The organism is Tenacibaculum sp. MAR_2009_124 (genome assembly GCF_900105455.1).
Taxonomy (GTDB): domain Bacteria; phylum Bacteroidota; class Bacteroidia; order Flavobacteriales; family Flavobacteriaceae; genus Polaribacter.
Map to the genome: position 1 here is coordinate 188,442 of NZ_FNSF01000008.1, position 18,515 is coordinate 206,956.

At 31.8% G+C, this 18,515-nt stretch carries 23 protein-coding genes; 20 read left to right on the forward strand and 3 right to left on the reverse strand.

The genetic code is table 11. The annotated features are described in order from the left end of the window. The first annotated feature begins 6 nt into the window (after positions 1-6). From BLW23_RS20750 to BLW23_RS20835, 20 genes are all read left to right on the forward strand, one after another. Positions 7-435, forward strand: a complete 429-nt coding sequence (locus tag BLW23_RS20750; RefSeq protein WP_093673534.1) for a hypothetical protein — start codon at positions 7-9, stop codon at positions 433-435. Further along, complete coding sequence (locus BLW23_RS20755) at positions 435-1,115, forward strand: RecT family recombinase (protein WP_093673536.1); 681 nt, start codon at positions 435-437, stop codon at positions 1,113-1,115. Before BLW23_RS20750 ends, BLW23_RS20755 begins: the two co-directional genes overlap by 1 nt. Then, a complete protein-coding gene (locus BLW23_RS20760) occupies positions 1,112-3,202 on the forward strand; it encodes a PD-(D/E)XK nuclease family protein (protein WP_093673538.1) in 2,091 nt (696 codons plus the stop codon). Before BLW23_RS20755 ends, BLW23_RS20760 begins: the two co-directional genes overlap by 4 nt. Positions 3,203-3,207: 5 nt before the next feature. Further along, complete coding sequence (locus BLW23_RS20765; protein WP_093673540.1) at positions 3,208-3,618, forward strand: single-stranded DNA-binding protein; 411 nt, start codon at positions 3,208-3,210, stop codon at positions 3,616-3,618. 22 nt (positions 3,619-3,640) lie between these two features. After that, positions 3,641-3,925 (forward strand): helix-turn-helix domain-containing protein, encoded by a 285-nt coding sequence (locus BLW23_RS20770; protein WP_093673542.1) that lies wholly within the window; start codon positions 3,641-3,643, stop codon positions 3,923-3,925. 189 nt (positions 3,926-4,114) lie between these two features. After that, positions 4,115-5,095 (forward strand): DUF1376 domain-containing protein, encoded by a 981-nt coding sequence (locus BLW23_RS20775; protein WP_093673544.1) that lies wholly within the window; start codon positions 4,115-4,117, stop codon positions 5,093-5,095. A gap of 73 nt (positions 5,096-5,168) precedes the next feature. Continuing rightward, entirely contained in the window at positions 5,169-5,654 is a 486-nt protein-coding gene (locus tag BLW23_RS20780; protein WP_143032247.1) for a hypothetical protein, read from the forward strand. A 9-nt stretch (positions 5,655-5,663) separates the two neighbouring features. Then, on the forward strand, positions 5,664-5,819 hold the full coding sequence (locus tag BLW23_RS23400; RefSeq protein WP_176829892.1) for a hypothetical protein: 156 nt from the start codon (positions 5,664-5,666) through the stop codon (positions 5,817-5,819). A gap of 13 nt (positions 5,820-5,832) precedes the next feature. Beyond that, positions 5,833-6,540 carry a hypothetical protein gene (locus tag BLW23_RS20785; protein WP_093673548.1) on the forward strand — a complete coding sequence of 236 codons (708 nt, stop codon included), beginning with the start codon at positions 5,833-5,835 and terminating at the stop codon, positions 6,538-6,540. Between the two features lie 29 nt (positions 6,541-6,569). Further along, complete coding sequence (locus BLW23_RS23405) at positions 6,570-6,743, forward strand: hypothetical protein (protein WP_176829901.1); 174 nt, start codon at positions 6,570-6,572, stop codon at positions 6,741-6,743. 52 nt (positions 6,744-6,795) lie between these two features. Then, a complete protein-coding gene (locus BLW23_RS20795) occupies positions 6,796-7,080 on the forward strand; it encodes a hypothetical protein (protein ID WP_093673552.1) in 285 nt (94 codons plus the stop codon). A 5-nt stretch (positions 7,081-7,085) separates the two neighbouring features. Continuing rightward, the gene (locus tag BLW23_RS20800; protein WP_093673554.1) at positions 7,086-7,340 is read left to right on the forward strand and encodes a hypothetical protein; all 255 of its coding nucleotides are present in this window, start codon (positions 7,086-7,088) and stop codon (positions 7,338-7,340) included. 13 nt (positions 7,341-7,353) lie between these two features. Then, positions 7,354-7,554 carry a hypothetical protein gene (locus tag BLW23_RS20805; RefSeq protein ID WP_093673556.1) on the forward strand — a complete coding sequence of 67 codons (201 nt, stop codon included), beginning with the start codon at positions 7,354-7,356 and terminating at the stop codon, positions 7,552-7,554. Positions 7,555-7,568: 14 nt separating this feature from the next. Beyond that, positions 7,569-8,048 (forward strand): hypothetical protein, encoded by a 480-nt coding sequence (locus tag BLW23_RS20810; RefSeq protein ID WP_093673558.1) that lies wholly within the window; start codon positions 7,569-7,571, stop codon positions 8,046-8,048. A gap of 26 nt (positions 8,049-8,074) precedes the next feature. Beyond that, positions 8,075-8,446, forward strand: coding sequence for a nucleoside triphosphate pyrophosphohydrolase family protein (locus BLW23_RS20815; protein ID WP_093673560.1), 372 nt, complete (start codon positions 8,075-8,077; stop codon positions 8,444-8,446). A gap of 41 nt (positions 8,447-8,487) precedes the next feature. Beyond that, complete coding sequence (locus tag BLW23_RS20820; protein WP_093673562.1) at positions 8,488-8,724, forward strand: hypothetical protein; 237 nt, start codon at positions 8,488-8,490, stop codon at positions 8,722-8,724. A gap of 124 nt (positions 8,725-8,848) precedes the next feature. Further along, positions 8,849-9,163 carry a DUF551 domain-containing protein gene (locus BLW23_RS20825; protein ID WP_093673564.1) on the forward strand — a complete coding sequence of 105 codons (315 nt, stop codon included), beginning with the start codon at positions 8,849-8,851 and terminating at the stop codon, positions 9,161-9,163. Then, positions 9,141-9,290 carry a hypothetical protein gene (locus BLW23_RS23410; RefSeq protein WP_176829902.1) on the forward strand — a complete coding sequence of 50 codons (150 nt, stop codon included), beginning with the start codon at positions 9,141-9,143 and terminating at the stop codon, positions 9,288-9,290. The genes BLW23_RS20825 and BLW23_RS23410 overlap by 23 nt, the downstream gene beginning before the upstream one ends. A 251-nt stretch (positions 9,291-9,541) precedes the next feature. After that, positions 9,542-9,772 (forward strand): hypothetical protein, encoded by a 231-nt coding sequence (locus tag BLW23_RS20830; protein ID WP_093673566.1) that lies wholly within the window; start codon positions 9,542-9,544, stop codon positions 9,770-9,772. Between the two features lie 5 nt (positions 9,773-9,777). Then, positions 9,778-10,050 (forward strand): RNA-binding protein, encoded by a 273-nt coding sequence (locus tag BLW23_RS20835; protein WP_093673568.1) that lies wholly within the window; start codon positions 9,778-9,780, stop codon positions 10,048-10,050. Positions 10,051-10,230: 180 nt separating this feature from the next. Here BLW23_RS20835 and BLW23_RS20840 read toward each other — a convergent pair whose 3' ends face one another. From BLW23_RS20840 to BLW23_RS20850, 3 genes are all read right to left on the reverse strand, one after another. Continuing rightward, a complete protein-coding gene (locus tag BLW23_RS20840) occupies positions 10,231-10,482 on the reverse strand; it encodes a hypothetical protein (protein WP_093673570.1) in 252 nt (83 codons plus the stop codon). Between the two features lie 71 nt (positions 10,483-10,553). Then, complete coding sequence (locus BLW23_RS20845) at positions 10,554-16,805, reverse strand: hypothetical protein (protein WP_093673572.1); 6,252 nt, start codon at positions 16,803-16,805, stop codon at positions 10,554-10,556. Next, positions 16,805-18,499, reverse strand: coding sequence for a hypothetical protein (locus tag BLW23_RS20850; protein ID WP_093673574.1), 1,695 nt, complete (start codon positions 18,497-18,499; stop codon positions 16,805-16,807). The genes BLW23_RS20845 and BLW23_RS20850 overlap by 1 nt, the downstream gene beginning before the upstream one ends. Between the last annotated feature and the right edge of the window lie 16 nt (positions 18,500-18,515).

Here is an 18,515-nt window from a genome sequence, read left to right on the forward strand (position 1 = left end):
AGAAAAATGAAAGAATTTGAATTAATACATACAAACCACTTTAAAGCTCGTAAGAATTTAGAAACAGCAAACTACCAGGAATTAAATCCTACTCATTCTATCAATGAATGTAATTCTCTATTTGTTGATCATAAAAGTAAAAAAATGTGGTTAACAACAATAGACAATGGAGGAAGATTAACCATCATTAAAAACCTGCAATCTGAGAAAGGGGTAGAAACAGCATTCGAGTTTAAAGCTTCTGATCCTTGGGAAAACTACGAAGAGTTAGAAGCAAAAGGATATTATGAACTAGATAATACTCATACATCATTTTTGGAAGGGAACTGTTTATTCGTTAATCACATAAATAAAACAATGTGGTTTACTACGAAAACCAACGGAGAAACATGTATTAACTTCTTACAAACTGCACACCAACAAGCTCTAGCCTAATGGAAGATAAAAAGGATTTTTCTCTTGTTGAGCCGACCGAAACACAAATGAGTATAGCTAATACTTTCGGCTACTCACCTTCTGAAATAGCTGTAATTCAAAAAAGTGTAGCTAAGAACACCACTAAAGTAGAACTTGCCTACTTCATTAATGTTTGCAAAACAATGGAGTTGAATCCATTTAATAAAGAAGTATGGTGCTATAAAGACAAAAAAGGCAACTTGCTAATTTTCGCTGGTAGAGATGGATTCCTTTCCAAAGCTCAAAAAAACCCGTTATTCAACGGAATAAGAAGTGCGGAAGTTCGCGAAAAAGATGAATGGGCTATAGACATTCCGAATGGCTCCATTAAACATAAAATAACTAAACCATTAAAAGAAAGAGGGCAAATCATTCTAGGATATAGTTTCGTTTTTAGAAAAGGAGGTGAACCAACTATTGAATTTGCTGACTTTGAAACCTATAACAAAGGATACAACACTTGGAAAACTCACCCAGCTGAAATGATTAAAAAGGTCGCCGAGACACACGCCTTAAAAAAAGCTTTTGGTATTAGTGGAATACAATCTGAATATGAGTTTAATGTAAAAAATAACGTCGCTACACCGAACAATAGTTTAACCATTGATGAAAAGAAAAAAGCTTTAAAAAATAAAGTAACACAGATTGATTTACCATGATAGCAGAAGATAGGAAAGTACACCAGTTTAAAGGTTTATCTACTGATCAATATGAAGAATTGTTCAGTAATTATTTAATAAACAGTTGGAGCTACTCAAAAGTAAACACTTTTTCAAGAAATGAAAAAGCTTTTGAAATGCAGTATTTGTATAACGAAACAACAAAAAGATCTAGCTCAACAATTGCTGGTAATGCCTATCATGAAGCCTTAGAGTTTTACTTCACTAACTTAAAAGTAGGACTTATAAAAGATATTGTTGAGTTACAAGAAGTAGCATATCAATATATAAAAGAAGTACCATCGAATGAGTGGAAGTTGCAAAAAACTACACCCACCATTGAACAATGCATATCACAAGCTTCCAAAAACGCCACCTCACTCTTAGCGAACTTCATATCAGAAAAAAATGTTTATGAGTTCGATGAAATTTTGCATGTTGAACCGTATCTGAAAGAATTTATCAATATAAATGGTGTTGACATTCCTCTTCCTTGTCATTTAAAAATTGATTTAGTTGTTAAAAAGGATGGCAAAATAATAATCATTGATCATAAATCGAAAAACAAATTTTCCGATGAAAAAGAGATAGCTCTCTCTTCAGGAAAACAAGCAATTACCTACGCAAAAGGTTTAGAATCTATAATAAATGAAAAAGTAGATGAAGTATGGTTTATAGAAAACAAATACAGTAAAAACAGAAATGGAAACAATCAACTTGCTTGTTTCAAAATAGAATTAAACGAAGATACACGAGCTCTATACGAGGCCTTACTATATGAACCGCTAAAAAGGATGATTGATGCAGTTTCAAACCCTGACTATGTATACCTACTTAATGACAGCGACAATTTTGTAGACAAAGCCGAAATACATGCATTCTGGAGCAGAACAATGATTGCCGAAGTAGATGACTTCAATATTCCAGAATCAAAAAAAGAGATAATAGAAAAGAGGTTAAAAAAAATAAGAGACACATCAATAAATAACATCTCACCAGTAGCAATAAAAAAATTCAAAAAAAATGCTTCTGAATTTATTCAATTCAATTTAAACGATAAGGACATGACTAATGAAGATAAAATCGAACATGTTTTAAGAACGCTAAATGTCATTGTGAAAGTAAACACAAAACTGGAAGGGTATTCTAGTGACACCTATTTACTAGAAGCTTCTTCCGGAACAAACTTAGGAAGTATTCATAAATATAAGCTAGACTTAGCTCATGCTTTAAATGTTCCTAGTATTATGATAAAGAAAGAACTCGTTATTCATAACGAACAGTCTTTCTTAGCCATAGAAGCACCTAAGAAGAGAAAAGACCTATTAGAATTCGATCTAAAACACCTACAAGATAAAAAGATTCCTATTGGTGTAAACAATTTTAAAGAAGTAGTTTTTTGGGATCTTGAAAACCAGTCTACACCACATGCTCTTATTTGTGGAGCGACAGGTTCGGGTAAATCAGTTTGCTTGGATAGCACTCTAGAATACGCACTTGCTTCAGGGATTGATGATGTTGTAATCTTCGATCCAAAATACGAGTTTGAAAAGTATGAAAACAATCCTAACATTAGTGTTTATAGTGATATTGACGATATAGAATCAATGATGGAACTGCTAGTCGATGAAATGAATAGATATGTTAGAAGTCATAAGAAAAACCTTCGTCTAGTAATATTCGATGAGTTTGCTGATGCCGTTGCCTCTTCAAAAAAAGGAAAAGATTTAAAAGTTTATGACCTTCAAGTTATAGGACATTATAAAGATGGTCGTGAAAAAACAAAATTAGTTCATGTTGACACCAAAAAATCATTAGAAGAAAATTTAAAAATACTACTACAAAAAGGCAGATCTACAGGACTAAGAATCGCTGCTGCAACTCAGAGAGCTTCTGTAAAAGTAATATCAGGTGATGCCAAGGTAAATTTCCCTGTACAAATATGCTTTAGAGTACCTAAAGAAATAGACTCTAACGTTGTTTTAGGAGAACCAGGAGCGGAAACCTTAACTGGAAAAGGTGATGGTTTAATCAATTCTCCAGAGTATACAGATTTAGTAAGATTTCAAGGATTTTATAAAAAATAATAACCATGCTTAACCAACATTCAATAATTGGGTATTTAGGAAATGACCCCGAACAGCACAAATTCACAAATGATAACTCAATAACACGTTTTACAGTCGCGACCTCAAAAAAATGGAAAGACAAACAATCAGGAGAAACGAAGACAGATACACAATGGCATAATATTGTAGCTAACGGAAGATATTCTTCACTCACTTACGAATTTTTAAAAAAGGGTTCAAAGGTATTTATCCAAGGCGAAGTAAAACATAGAAGTTACGGAGAAGCCAATAACAAAAAATACATTACCGAAACTCATTTAACAAACTTTGCTTTTTTAGACAAAGTAGAAAGATCTACACCACTAGACAATATGCCTACCAAAGTAAACAACACATCTCAAAATAATAGTGAGGATGATGATTTACCATTTTAAAACTTATCCAAACACATGAATTATGAAAACAGTAGTTGATTTTAACAGGCCAGTTTCAAGAAAAGAGAATAATCCCGAGAGTCAAGACAATTTGGATAAAAACAAAAAACGCTTCTCTAAACAATGCCAAAAAGTTTATGACGCACTTTTAAGAGGTAAAAGACTTACAACCGTTTCAGCCCTTCTCAAATACCAAATAGGTGATTTAAGAAGAAGGATTAAGGACTTAAAAGACACCCATAAAATCAACATTAAAGATAAATGGGTAAAAACAGATGGCAGCAGATACAAAGAGTATTACATGTAAATACACAACAGTTATTAAGTCAGGTGATCCGATTACAGCTGAAGAATATTTGCGATACGTTAAATACCTCGACGAACTACTAATTTACATTCATTCCCACTTAGGAACTGTAACACATAGTAGAGATGAACTAATAGCTCTTATGAAAGAGCATAAACGAACTTCAAATTACATAAAAGATATAATATCATGAGTAAGGACCCAGCTTTTCTTCTATACTCCAAGGATTTTTATGAGGGTACTAGAACTCTGCTACCCGAAGAAAGAGCTTGTTATATGGATTTGTTGTTGTATCAACATCAACATAAAATCATTCCGTTAGAGTTGAAACGAATTCAAATGTATTGTTCAGGTTGCAGTATAGAAACGATTAAACTAGTCCTTGAACAAAAATTCAAGCGATCGGACAACGGATGGTTCAACGAACGGTTGAAAAAAGAAATCGAAAATCGCAATGGAAAAACACAGAAATCGACAGCCAGTGGATGTTTAGCTGGTTTAATTTCGGCTAAAAAGAGAGCGAACAACCTACCAAAAGAAGCTGAATCACGTATTAAAAACGCCTTTGATGTAAGCAATTTCATTTTTGACAAGAACAACGAATTGATTTCTGATCATTCAAAAATTAAACAAAATATTAGACAATGGTTTAATCGACTCGTTGAACCAACGGTTCAACCAACCGTTAACAATATAGTAAATGGAGATGTAAATGTAAATGAAGATGTAAATGATATTGAGAGTGAAAAATCTAAAAAAACAGGTACCAACAATTTTCGTGAAAAATCTTTTAGCAAAGAAATCGAAGAGTGCTTCCAAAATTGTTTAAAACATTTCCCTGAAAATCTTCACCCAAAGAACGGAGTCGCTAGTAAATGGAAAGACACCATAGACAAACTGAATAGAATTGATAGAATCCCTTTTAAGCTCATTGAAGAAATAGTAGAAAAAGCTAGAGCTGATAGTTTTTGGAACAAAACCTTTTTAAGTATACCTAAACTAAGAAAGAATAATGGAGATGAACTACCATATGTTGTCGTTTTCCACGAAAAATTCATTAAAAATGCGAAACAAAACAAATCAGATAACAACTCAGAACAAACAGAATCTATCTATTCACAAGATTTCTACCGCAAACACGCCACTGGATTTAGCACCAATGATAGTTAACAAATTAGTCAGAGCCAACAACATTTCGGGAGTACTAACCTTTGTAAAAAACAACGAATTAAAATCTTTTGGTATGATAAAGAGGGATAAAGGAATCGAATTCGTTAAATCAACTATTTCTATTTGGATAGCGGGACTGAATGAATTTATATATGGAAATGATAGAAACAAAGCTTTATCAGAATTTCAGATAGAAAATACAGCGGATATTCTTTCAGATCGCTTAGAATTTTCAAACATAACTGTCGCGGATTTAAGTTTAGTCTTTAAAAAAGCTTATGCTGGAGATTATGGAAAGCTTTATGGTAGACTAAGACCTGATATTATTATAAGTTGGTTTATTGAATATTTTAATGAAAGATGCAATACAGTAGCTGAAATCAACTATAAACAACATTTGCAATCCAAGAACTTTTTTTCAGATGTTCCAAGAAATACTGAAAAAATGGATTTCAGAAGCTCAATACAAGAAGCTAAAACTTTTCTTAGAAAGAATGAAGAAAGAATTGAAACTGAAAAAAGGATAAAAATTACTCAGCAAAAATTCAATGAAAAATAAATATCTATAGTGGCCAAACCAAAACCATTCCAACTTCCGAGATATACCGAAATAGAGGTAGTAATGACCAAACACATGACAATTACAGAGTATGAAAAAATGTTCCAAAAAGCCAAGGAAAAAGGATGGAAAATACAAGCCTACCAAAAGGGGTTCAGAAATTAAATTCTAAAAAACTATGTCAAAAAACAAAAAAAAAGAACAGGGTTATTTTGATACGTCGTTTGGCCTATCACTAGAAGATAGAATGACAAGTTTGAGAGCTGTTTCAGTCGCAGTAATTTTTTATATTATTGGTTACTCAGCTAAACTTACGGTGCTCTTTAGCGATGCTTTAAACGCTAAAATACCCAACGACTATATTAGAATACCTACTTCACTATTTACCGCATTAGCATTATCGGTAGGTCTGCTTATTGTTTCTGTCAACGAAAACAATAAGAAAACACCTTATTTGATAGCATTGATGGATGCTATTGCATTGTTCCTGCTATTCGATGTTTTAAACTCAAAAGGAACTGATATAATAACAACCAGTTTCCTTAGCGTGTTTATGGCCTTCGTTGGCTTTAATCTAATCAACACTTTTGTAACAAAAAGAAAACAAGAATTCGAAGAGGTAAAACAAACTCTTAACAAGCTAGAACAGGAAGCTAACAATAGAAAACAAGACTTAAGCAACATTGAGAAAAACCTTATTGCGGCAAAACAACTTCTCAATAAAGTAAAACACGAAAAAGCGGAAACAGAACAAGAAAAAGCAGCAATGGAACAAGAGATGAAAGAAAGAACTTGCCCGCACTGCGAAACAACATTTCCGTCTAAAAAGGCTTTGAATCCTCATATAGATAAATGTAAAATGAATCCAAAAAATATAAAAGAATAACTGTAGTTACAATGAAAAATGAAGATTTATTGGCAGACATCAGAAATAAACTTTCACCCGCAAGTCATTTGATTTGTTTGGTCGGTGAATATTTCGACGGAACGAAATCAGCAGAGGAGTTCATGCAGATTCATGAGCATATTAAAGAAGCTATTCCTAAAGCTCAAGAATCAATCGAATACGTAAGAAAATTAAAACTGTAGCTATTCCGCTACGCAAATAGATTAAGAATTACAAACCTTTAAAACTTGATAAATGATAACCAAAATAGAAATTGACAATAAATTAATTGATAGAAATGAATATGAAGGGGATTTCGATGAATTAATTCTTGACAACATAGATGAAAGTGATATTGAAAATTATGCTGAATTTAATCTTAATATGACAAGTGAGGATCATTTTGAACGTGATGAATTAACGGATTATTCAGATAAAGATATGATAAAGGAGTTAGAGGAGTCAGGGTATATAGTTGTTTATCCAGAATCTATTGTAGAAGAAATGAGAATTAAGGAATTATTATCAAACAATCTGTAGAAATAATGAGCGATATAAATAAAAAGAATTTAGAAGCAATTGGGTTCATAGGATCAGAATCAGATATGGTTTGGCCTATACCTAATGGTCACGAATCAGAACTGCATATAGAAAAAGTAAGGTGCAGAGAAGAATATAACATACTATTTACAAGAGGGACTATTATCGGAGTACCCGGAAAGGATTATGATTATGTATATGCAGGTCCAGCTAAAAGTATAGATCAAATTAAACAATTAGTAAACTTATTAATACAGTAATTAAACCAATACCATGAAAAATTTAAAAGAAGGTGATAGTGTAGTGATGCATTCATGTATTGAAGCTACGAATCCAAAATACAAAGGGAAATTAATAAAATGTACAACTGATAGCTTCATGGAAAGAAAAGGATACAATCCTGAAGAAGTTGTTTTTTTGGAAGGAGTAAGCGGATATTTCGCGACCCGATTCTTAGAAAAAGTTGAATTATAAAATTAGTGTAGAATATGGAATGTGTTATAACTGATTTGAATTCTGTTTGTAATGGATGTAGCTATTTTAATACGAACACCAACGCAAATAATGGTTATGCTTGCTCTCATTCAGATTGTAGTGATTGGGTTACCGTTGATAACGATGGTTATACAACGGAAATTGAAAACAACACAGCTATACGATTGGTTGCCCAATCCTTTACAAAAAGGAACATTAAATGCAATCGAAGATTAGCTAAAAAGTTTTTGAAGAAAGCAAGAAAATCAGATTTACGAATGGAACTTACTAAAATAGGAGTTAAGACTATTGGACTTTGTTTCAGTTTTACTTGCCCAATTGCTTGGAGCGTCGATTTTGAAGGGATGAAAAATTACTCTAATTCAAAAGAGTATGATTATATCGACAACGAAGATGAAATGCCTTCGGGGTTTGGAGATGATTTAATGGGTATCGAAAAATCAAAAGCAGATAAATTAGGAATAACATATTAAAAATAGTGTAATAAAAACGATACGAAATGATAAACGAATTAGCAAAAGAAATACATCAAAACAACGTGAAAAAGGGTTTTTACGAAGATGAAAAGAATATAGGAGAAATGTTAGCTCTTATTCATTCAGAAGTTAGTGAAGCATTAGAAGCTGACAGAAAAGGATTCTATGTTCCAATTGAAAATAGAATAGACTGGTTAAATGATTTAGAAAGCGATAGCGAATTTAAATCGGATTTTACAGAACTCGTAAAAGACACTTTCGAAGATGAATTAGCCGATATTATGATTAGAGTTATGGATTTAGCAGCTCACAAAGAAATTAACCTTGAAGAGCATATAAAGGGAAAGCTCAGATATAATAAAATGCGTGAATATAAACACGGTAAGAGATATTAATAATACAGTAGTTAACTAATACTAACCTAAAAACAAAAGACATGAAAAAAATAAAAAACATACACGTAAAAGTATCGTATGTCGTTGGACTGGGGAATATAGAAGTTCCTGAAAATGTGATGGAACAACTAGAAGAAATTTATGAAGAAAATAAATTAATTCAAGATACACCTTGTTGCTTAAAATATGGTGAAACCAAAGATTGGTTAGATGAAAATATTAAAGAAAATGATGCTTTCCAATGGGAACATGAAATTGAAATATTAGAAAAAGAGTAATTAAACCGATACCATGGAAAAAATATTGAACATAATATTTGACAGAATTTCACTAGACTTCTTTCTAGGTTTACTTTTCGGCTATTGGATTACAGTAATGATAGTAATAATAAACCTGTAGTATATGAATTGGACACCAATTACAGAGAAAATGCCAGAATCAGGGAAAAATATCTTGATTGCTTATCTAAATAGCAATGGTAAAACTAGAGTAACAATCGGATTTCATGCAGCAAAACATACAATGGAATGTTCCGGAGAAGATTATGCTGAAGATGAAGATTACTCAGAAGAAAAAGACGAATACTTCATTAAAGAAGGATGGCACGACATGAGTTGGGAATCAGAATATAGATACCCTATTAGTAATGTAACTCATTGGATGGAGAAACCTAATCACCCAAAAACGCAAAAATATGATGAGAAAATACAAATTTAAAGCAACAGATGGCAACGGAGGAATCTTTGAAGGTGTTACCGACAAAGAACAAGGCTCAATGAAAGAAGCTCTAGAAAATGAAATATACAAGGGAGTACACTCTTGTCTTAAATGTGAAGCTATTTAATCTGTAGAAATTGAAATTAGCAAAACCCTGAATAATGGGTTTTACTAATCTCAAGAGTTCAAAAAATTATATAAGACGTTTATTATTAGAAGTCTTTTTCTGAAAATAGATACTCTTAAAAATTATAAAAAGAGTAGGTTTCGGCTTACATCCAAAGAGGTAGAACGTGCAAGTGGCGATAATTTGGAAGGAACAACAATAGCTCCGAACAATTGCTACCTCTTTAATAAACAATTTAAAACAGTAGAATAATGAGTATAGCAAAAGAAATATTATTGGATGAATTAATCGAACAAGGTCATCCAGAACAAGTAGAAAATGTAATTTTTTGGGCATTAGAGGCATATTGTGAAAAAGAACCAGAAGAAAGATGGGGTAAAATCATTGCCTATGCTATTAAGCAACGAATTCTTGACGCAGAGGCAAAAGGAAGTTCAGAGCCGATAATGAATCCTCAGAAAGTAAAATCATTAATACAGTAGAAACAATGATACAAGGAGAAACTATAAACACATTCGAGCAATTTGAATCTTTAAAAGAAGGAGATTTAGTTGTTTGTGAATTTCATAGAGACACATACAAAGGAAACAAACGTACTCGTTTTGCCGCTTATGAAATACAAGAGAATAAGGCGAGTTGTAATGAGATTATTCTTCAGAAAAAGAATAATGTTTACTTCAATTATTTAATGTTTTTAGCCCCAGAAAAACATGGGTCTAGTAACTTAAAGTCATTAACCAGAATTACACAAAAAGAGTAGTAAAAAGAACTGCGCATTAATGTAATTCGACTTGTGGGGGGGAGTTGTAGAGTTAGTCAAGTTTGATTAATACGCAGTGAACAACACTAAGAACATAAATATAATGATTTTAAAATAACATTAGAGGATGGAAGCAAAACAGTATCACAATAAAACAAAACGTCCTAACTTGGACGTTTTTTACTCTAAAGATAGTTTAAGCATTTCTTCTAGTAACTGTGCAGGTGGTTTATTTCCTGTAAACTTCTGCAATTGATTTTCCACCTCAAACATTTTTGTGTAATCCGCATCTTTAGGATTATTATTTTCATTTTTTAATTGCTTCAGATAGTACTCAATAGCTACAATTTTTTGATATCGGATAAATTGATTCTTATTTAAGTTAGGGACACCGCGCAACTTTACAATTCGGGAAAAATATTCTGCATACATGCTGCAAAGTTAAGTTATACTTGTAGCAAATCTTGCTTGTATTTTTAGCAAAATATTTTACAGCAAAAAATCTAAACGAATCCCAAACTCTTATTTCTATCCATTTTCTCTTTATTCCCTTCCTTTAACTCCTTAGGAGCATTTAAAAGTTTCATTAAGTTTTCTTGGTTATAATCTCCTTCCAAAATCATACTTTCAACACCGTCATAAATATTTTTGAAAGTATCTGTATTTATTGATTTCGTTTTTAAGTACCCCTTTAATAATTCGAAAAGGATATCCTCGTTTACCTCGCCAGACTCCTCGTAAGTCTTTTTTATATCCTTAAATATTGTTTCCATTTCAGAAAAAACAATTGTAGTTTGGTAATTCCAATTTTTATCAAGTACTGCGCTATTATATCCCCATTTTAAAACATCATTCAAAATAAAAACCCCATCAAACAATCCCAGTACTCCTGACCTTATCATTTCATCAGTATCATCTTCATCCCATTCAGTTAAAACACCAGGAACACCGCTTGCAACATATTGCCATAGCATAGGCAATATATGGGTGTAAAGTAATACATTTTCCAAATCTCTAAATGTATCACCTTCTTTCGCTATTTTAGCCAATGCTATTAAACTTGCTTTACTTTCTCCTGCTCCTTTTGAAAGTTGTGTTTCTTTAAACTTTCGGTACCTTCTCAAAATATTATTACTGTTTGCAGAAATTCTTCTAAAATAACTGAACTGAGAATTTTTAAAAGGAACAAACAAGATGGTTAAAACACCTCTACCATGTTGAATAATACTTAAATCCGACGCGTCCGAAGACTGTTGAGATAATTTGAAGCCTATCTCAAAATCACGAATAGCTTTTCTATGGGCTTGTTTTTCCTTTACTCCAGATTTAAGATATTTTTTATACTGTTGATCATAATACACCTTTCCTCCGGTACTAATTGTTATGGCATCAATAAACTTGTTGGGGGTAATACCTAGCTTCGTTATTTTTTTTAATGCCTTTTGATAAAGTAACTTTGACTTTTGATTGAATAGACTATCAATAAACTCATCCCCTATGGTTCCTTTGCTTATCCTATCTCTAAAGTGTGATGAATTTTTCTTTAAAAACTTGTAAGAACTCAACACGGATACAGGATTTAAATTGACTAACATTTTAGATCCAAAAACTATTTTTCCAACAAAAGGAAGCCTAATTTGACTCCCATTTAAGCTTATAGTTAAATCATCTGCTTTTTCAGTATAGGCAGGCATTGAAAGAAATTGCTTTAAAGCTGTATATCCCTTGTAACCAATATACCCTGCGGCAATAGCCGAGTTAAATTTGTAGATCTTATGCTCATCTTGATCTGCCCTAATTTCTGAAACATCTCCAATAACGGCTTTACTTAATTTTTTAAAATCATCGAACGACCGTTTATCTAAAGTCTCTAAATTTCTACTAATCTTTCTATTAGAGAGAATCGCATTTAAATCTTTTGTAAATCTTCCATAGTGGTAAAACCTCTCCATTGAATTTAAATAACCATCAAAAACATCAAAAGCATTTGTATTTGTGTCAATTTCGTTGTTATTCTTTATCCTGTTTTTTAAATGGCTACTAGACACATTAGGTAATGTAAAATTACTTTCACCTAAAGCTATAATAATGTTCAAATTTTCTTTGCGATATTTTAAAGGAAAATAGCCTTCTTCGAAATTCAAATCTGTTCTTAATAATTTATTATAAACCTTATTATATTTTTCATACTTCTCCTTTAAATAATTAGTCATAAAATCACTCAACTCAACATATTCTTTTCCTAAGAATTTATTGAGATTATCAAAAGCCAACTCATCCCAGCCTTGTTTAATTAATTTACCTCTCCCAACTTCCATTTTAGAAACAAGGTGAATATAAAGTGCCTGCCCTATAGAAAGTTTCTCTATTGCTTCATTCCTTTTACCATTAATTAATAATTTAATATCTGTCTTCTGAGGACGATTAATTGTTTTATCATATTTATGAGTTCTTAATAAAGAATTGAGTTTTTTACCTAATACTTTTTCAAATGCATTTTTTACATCTTCCTTTATCTCTTTCTGATCCTTTTTAAAATTTTCATCGAGCTGAACTATCCCGTTTTCTCCAGAGTAGAAATGTTTGTAAATGTCTCCATCTCCGTGGTCATTTATTTGGTCAAAATACCCTAATAAATACTCAAAAGAATTCGTAACTGGTTGAGTAAAAAAAGATTTTATATTCTTACTTTTCTCAAATACTCTACCTAAAATGGAGTTTTTCTTTTTGTATGATTCGAAAGCTTTCTGATTGTTACTATTGATATCATTCCATTTATGATTAGTTGCCTCGATAAAGGCATCCGACAACCCTTTTAATCTTATCGATTCTTCAAACAGTAGTTCTTTTAATTTGTATTTCCCTTCATTAAGCAAGGTCTCTAAATCATAAAAGACATTTTCTTTTAAATGCGATGCTATTTGAATTCTTTCAGCGTTTTCCTTATTGTTTTTTTTGTTTTCTGTTTTCTTCGAAAGTTCAAACAGCTCTTCAGCTTCTTGTATTTTTATAACTGTTTCAATGACAACTTTTTCATCTAAAGTCTTATCGGAAACATCTCCGTTATTAATTTTCTTATCTAAATCTAAACTATGTAGCGTATTTGACTCCTTTGTTTCTTTTAAATAACGAAAAACCTTGTTGAACAATTTACGAGTTTCATTATCTACCTTTGCCGCTTTTGGTTTTCCATTAATCGATTTTAAAAACTTTCTCGGAATCTTTAATAGATTCGTTAGTTTCTTATCAATACTTCGATACTCCCCCAACGAAAGAATGTAATCTACTTTTTCTGTTAAAGCATCCACTCTTTTAAACGAATTTGCTTTATTCATGTTATGCAGAATAGTAGATATATCTGTTTTTGTAAGGTTTGAAATTGTTTCGGAATCGATTCTTTCTCTAATATTTTTAATCAAAGCATTTTTGTAGTCTATTACATCCGAATACTTTTTTCTCAGCCTTTTTGTAGTTTGTTTTAGCTTTTCAGCACGGATATCTGATTTCTTTTTCTCTCTCTGTACAACATCATCTACAATTTTATCTAAGTTATTAAACACGGTATTTTCATCATTCAAGACAGAAAGAACATTTGTTTTATCTTTTTCGTTTAAATTTTTATACCAATCAGTTGAAGCTACATATTTACGTCCTGCTTCAATTATATCAAGACCCGTTTTTGCTGTTTTAACAGCCAACCTCATAGCTTGAATCATACCTCTTGCAACAACAATAGGCATATTCATTCCTAAAGTCTCAGATCCAGACTTTTTAAGATAATCATCAATTTCCTTTAACTTTTTATCCCAAGTCTCCAGAGTATGAGTTATTCCTCCTCTTCCGTCTTCTTTTTCTTCTTTAGCGATTCCATTTTCTCCCTTAGTTTCGGGTTCTCCTTTTGCTTCTGAAGTAAATCCAATTTTAACTTCTGAATCATTGCTTTGCTGTGTGTTTGTTTTGCCATTGTAAAAGTTGTTATTAAAGTCTAAATATTCATTTGCAAGTTCTAAAATTTGATCATCACTTAAGTTATCAATTAAATGGGAATCATTCTCCTTTTTAATTTTTTGGTTAATTGCCATTTCCAAATATTTGTCATTGGCAGGTAAACCTGTTAACTCGCTAAATTTATTTTCTAATGGTTTAAAATGTTCATTCTTTAATTTACGATACACCTCTTCCTTTCCATTAGGGTTATCAACTATAAAATCAATAATATCTTGTTCAGATACTTGGATGTTATGATCCTCGGACAATTCTTGAGTTAATACATCTATGGCCTTACCGTCTTTCCTTAAATAGGATTTGGCTAGAGACTGATTAATTAAGTTCTCATCACCAAATTTAATGAATTGATCTCTATCTATGAACCCAATATTTTCAGCGATAATCCTTTGTTTATAATCTATGTTATTTTCAATAAAACTTGTATTTCTAATTGACAATAAACTTTCTGCAACCTCACTAGGATTTAAAGAACTTTCGGCAATACCCTTGTGATAATCTTCATTTTGCATTGCATTGGCAATCTCACCCTGAGTAAAGTCCAAACTTTCAGCATACTTATCTCTTACCTTTCTGAATGTCGGTTGACTTATTTGTTCTTTATTTGTTCCGGTTATTGATAGACCTTCTTCATTAAAAACTACGTTATATGTTTTCCCTTTTTCAGATAATTTTAATGTAGAAGATTTACTCGTTTCTTTTATTTGGTCAGAGCCTAATCCCTCTTCCTTTTTTAGTGGAGTTGTAAGAATTTCTTTTTGTTCCTCTTCTAACTTTCTAAAATCTTCCTTACTATCTTTAATAAGAATTTTCTGAACGTTTTCTGAAATTTGATCATTGTTTTTTACCTTATCAAGATCCTGTATTATTTGCTCTTTTTCCTTTTCCTTTTTTAAAACCTCGTTGTAATTTTCATCCGATAAATTCGATACAGAATCACTAACTTCATTAAAATTATCTTGAAGACTAGATTTCTTTTTATCTATCTTATTTTTAAGTTTATCTTGTATATCTTCAGGTATATTATCCGATTCATTGAGTTCTTTCTCTAATACAGAAATCTCTTCTATAATGGAATTTAATTTAGACTCTTTGTTTAAAAAAGGCCTAATCGTTTCTTTAAGTAATTTGATTCCATGGGAACCTGAAGCCATACTCATACCCAATACCCCACTCGAAGCCAATGCATCTTTAATACCATCACTCAAATGAACTTCTTTCTTACCAAGAGCATATTTATCCAATACGTTTTGAAAGAACTGAGTACCCGATTCTTCTGCCATTTCAAAAGAAGTCATTTTAAAGGAATCTTTTGCATATTCTTTCGTTCTATTAAACATTCCTTGAGCAATTGATTTTCTTTCAACTTTTGTAGCCGAATTGATAACCCTCCCCGCGTTTTTCATTATTGATAAATCAACAAGAGATCCAACGGCTTCTGCTCCACCGTAGGCAAAGGGAACCAACATCTTCTCCATACTACTGTAATTTCCCTCTTGGGTCATTTCTCCATACTTATTTCCAATACTCGAAGCCCCAATGTAACCAACGCCTCCTATTCCTGTTGACGTTACAGCTAATATTGGTAATTGTTGTGCCACCACTGTATTCATGAACCAATTACCAAAATCGGTCATTGACTCAACATTTTCAACGCTAAATGGACGCTTAACGCCTTTCCTTATGGTTTCTGCATCTTTCTTGAAATAATCGGAATAGCTTAATATTTTCTTTTTTAAAGGCGCATATTTATGCTGCGCTCCTTCTGACATTTCCTTCATTTCTGTCAAATAAGCTAAACTTCCAACACCTCCACCGATTAAATCTGCTGTTGTTGCCCTTAAATTTTCAGTAAAATTTGTAAAGAAACCATAATCTCTTTTGAACAAATCAAGGTTATCAGCTGCACTTCCTAACTTTTCACGATTATCGGAATACTTTATAAAATTATCTTTTGTCTCATTTAACGTCTTTAAATATTCCTGATTCTTTTGGACCAGTTCTCGTTCGAGTTCTTCTGAATTATTTCCTTCTTTTCTTCTTTTTCCTATTTCATTAATATCACTAGCTAACGATGTTAATTTACCACGCAATAATTCTTGTTCTGTAAGAAGCCTTTTGTCTTCTCGATTAAAACTTTTTCTTTCGAAATTTTGATAAACGGATAAAAATGTTTTTTCACTCTCTGGTATGTTTTCAATGTATTCCTGCTTTTTCTTTTCTTGCTTTGCCGTCTCTCTTTTAAGAATCTCTAACTCTTTGGTTTTATCAGTTATTTGAACTTCAGAATATTTATCTAATTCCTTACGTTCCTTTAAGTGATTTATAACCTCTTCTTTAGATTGGGCTAATGGATCAGTATCTACTTTTAAACCTTCTTCATCAAAAACATTATTCCACCATGTTTTTGCTCCTTTTTTAACGGTATTCCATAATCCTTTACCCTCAATATCTTTTTGAACCCCATCAGATATGCTTTTGCGGTCATCGGGTGTTAATTGAGTTTCTTTATTGTACTTATCAATTGATTCACTATAACTTGGTAGATTCTTTTTCATTAACCTATGATTCTTCTCTTGAGAAGATTCATTAGTAACAGAATCTTCTACTTTAGGAACTCCATACTTTTTTTTATAATCTTCAACAACAAAATTTATGTCCTTTTCAGATTCTTTATTCTTTATCATTTCATTAAGAATCCCATCGAGTTTACTTCTATGACCCTCTGATAAAATTAATTCATCTTCCATTAGTAATTGTATTTTTTTCTTAAGGATTCTACCTTTTTTGAATTAACTTTTGTAAAGTCATTAGTGTCACTAGATTCTTCAAATTTCCTCTTCCTTTTTACACCATTATCTTGAAGGCTACTATCCTCATTTTCTTTTTTCTTAAAAAGATCTCTGTAGTTATCTTTTAGATATTGTTTAAAACTTTCCATTCCTTTTTCATACCCAATTTTAAACTCTTTACCATTAACTTCTACAACATTATTAATTACACCTTTTGCTTTAGCTTTAACTCCTCTTTCTTTAAGGAAGGGAATAATTTCATCTTCAGAAGATGTCTCAGGCAAAGAATTTATTTCCTTGAGAAATGTTAACCGACTGTATTTATTGTTGGACGGTTTATATTCAACTTCGACAACTCCTTTACGATACTCTTCTTCCCTGAGATCTGGTTTATCATTTGGTCTAACCAACTTTAAAATTTCTGCCACAGCTTGCTGCTCATTTCCTGTATCAATTTCTTTTATTCTCTTATCACTAAGAGCCATTATTATTTTGCCATTTGCATACTCTATATCTCGAATATAAATATCCTTACCATCACTCCCTTGTTCTTCTAATTTCTGATCTACAAGATTTTTTAAAAATCTATAATCTCCAACCATAATGCCATCTACTGTTGTTCTTAAACTGTTTTTAGGTTTATCTTCCTTCTTTGATTTCGACCGCGAAATTGCATTCCTTTCTCTAGAATTTATGGCACCATGATCAGTAGTTTCGAAGTCCTTTGATTTATAAAGGTTCCTGAAACCTAACTCTAAATCATTTATCAATCCTTCGTAAAGCGCTGGATTTTCTTTTACTTGTTGTGGTGTTAAACCCTTTTGATATAAAAAAGACTTTCCTTGATTGGTCAATGAATTTGCATCTAAGCCTAGAACTTCTCGATATTTATTTCTTACATCTTCGGTATGCCCAAGATTATAACCTGATTTCTCAGTTGTAGTAAATGTTCCATTGTCATTTTTGGTGTGTTGTTCTGCGAATTGTTTTTTAAGGTTTTCGTTTAAGCCATTTAAATTAAAATCAGCCTCCCAAACTCCGAAGTTGTTAATATCAGAAAGAGATTCTAATGAAATTTCGTCAGGAAGGCCATCACCATCCAAGTCAACATTTCCTTTATTTAATATTCTAACATCACCATAATCACCAATTTCAAATTCAACTTCGCCATTATTGATTCTATCCATATTGGTGAGATAACCCTCATTCAATTTTTTACTAATTTTACCACTAGCAATTCCTTCAGCGAGTTTTTTATTATACCCTAAAATGGTGTTTTTTATACCAGCTATTCTTTGAACTTGTTTTTCTATATTAGTTTTAATAGCTAATGCTTCAGTATTAGCAGGATCGTTCTCTAAGATTTTTTGAGCTTCCGTAAATTTGTCAATCAGTCCACCTTGTTTCCTGAAAGCATCAGTTAACGAATGCTCAAAATGCAAGTACTTCGTTCTTTTACCAGAATTAATACCACTTAAAGCCTTAGCCTGATTATTTAAGTTTTTTTCCTTCTTTGCATTTTCTAAATCTTTACGATTTTGTTCTTCCTTCCTTTTTTGATCATTCAACCCTTCTTGGGTTAATATAACATTGGATAAATCGTTATTTGGTTTAGATAACCTATCCCAAGCTGTACCTTTTCCTGAAACCATTTTATAAAAATTTTAA

Bases quoted from the DNA above. Each gene is read 5' to 3' on its own strand.
- BLW23_RS20750 (WP_093673534.1), top strand. From the start codon at position 7: ATGAAAGAATTTGAATTAATACATACAAACCACTTTAAAGCTCGTAAG.
- BLW23_RS20755 (WP_093673536.1), top strand. From the start codon at position 435: ATGGAAGATAAAAAGGATTTTTCTCTTGTTGAGCCGACCGAAACACAA.
- BLW23_RS20760 (WP_093673538.1), top strand. From the start codon at position 1,112: ATGATAGCAGAAGATAGGAAAGTACACCAGTTTAAAGGTTTATCTACT.
- BLW23_RS20765 (WP_093673540.1), top strand. From the start codon at position 3,208: ATGCTTAACCAACATTCAATAATTGGGTATTTAGGAAATGACCCCGAA.
- BLW23_RS20770 (WP_093673542.1), top strand. From the start codon at position 3,641: ATGAAAACAGTAGTTGATTTTAACAGGCCAGTTTCAAGAAAAGAGAAT.
- BLW23_RS20775 (WP_093673544.1), top strand. From the start codon at position 4,115: ATGAGTAAGGACCCAGCTTTTCTTCTATACTCCAAGGATTTTTATGAG.
- BLW23_RS20780 (WP_143032247.1), top strand. From the start codon at position 5,169: ATGATAAAGAGGGATAAAGGAATCGAATTCGTTAAATCAACTATTTCT.
- BLW23_RS20785 (WP_093673548.1), top strand. From the start codon at position 5,833: ATGTCAAAAAACAAAAAAAAAGAACAGGGTTATTTTGATACGTCGTTT.
- BLW23_RS20795 (WP_093673552.1), top strand. From the start codon at position 6,796: ATGATAACCAAAATAGAAATTGACAATAAATTAATTGATAGAAATGAA.
- BLW23_RS20800 (WP_093673554.1), top strand. From the start codon at position 7,086: ATGAGCGATATAAATAAAAAGAATTTAGAAGCAATTGGGTTCATAGGA.
- BLW23_RS20805 (WP_093673556.1), top strand. From the start codon at position 7,354: ATGAAAAATTTAAAAGAAGGTGATAGTGTAGTGATGCATTCATGTATT.
- BLW23_RS20810 (WP_093673558.1), top strand. From the start codon at position 7,569: ATGGAATGTGTTATAACTGATTTGAATTCTGTTTGTAATGGATGTAGC.
- BLW23_RS20815 (WP_093673560.1), top strand. From the start codon at position 8,075: ATGATAAACGAATTAGCAAAAGAAATACATCAAAACAACGTGAAAAAG.
- BLW23_RS20820 (WP_093673562.1), top strand. From the start codon at position 8,488: ATGAAAAAAATAAAAAACATACACGTAAAAGTATCGTATGTCGTTGGA.
- BLW23_RS20825 (WP_093673564.1), top strand. From the start codon at position 8,849: ATGAATTGGACACCAATTACAGAGAAAATGCCAGAATCAGGGAAAAAT.
- BLW23_RS23410 (WP_176829902.1), top strand. From the start codon at position 9,141: ATGATGAGAAAATACAAATTTAAAGCAACAGATGGCAACGGAGGAATC.
- BLW23_RS20830 (WP_093673566.1), top strand. From the start codon at position 9,542: ATGAGTATAGCAAAAGAAATATTATTGGATGAATTAATCGAACAAGGT.
- BLW23_RS20835 (WP_093673568.1), top strand. From the start codon at position 9,778: ATGATACAAGGAGAAACTATAAACACATTCGAGCAATTTGAATCTTTA.
- BLW23_RS20840 (WP_093673570.1), bottom strand. From the start codon at position 10,482: ATGTATGCAGAATATTTTTCCCGAATTGTAAAGTTGCGCGGTGTCCCT.
- BLW23_RS20845 (WP_093673572.1), bottom strand. From the start codon at position 16,805: ATGGAAGATGAATTAATTTTATCAGAGGGTCATAGAAGTAAACTCGAT.
- BLW23_RS20850 (WP_093673574.1), bottom strand. From the start codon at position 18,499: ATGGTTTCAGGAAAAGGTACAGCTTGGGATAGGTTATCTAAACCAAAT.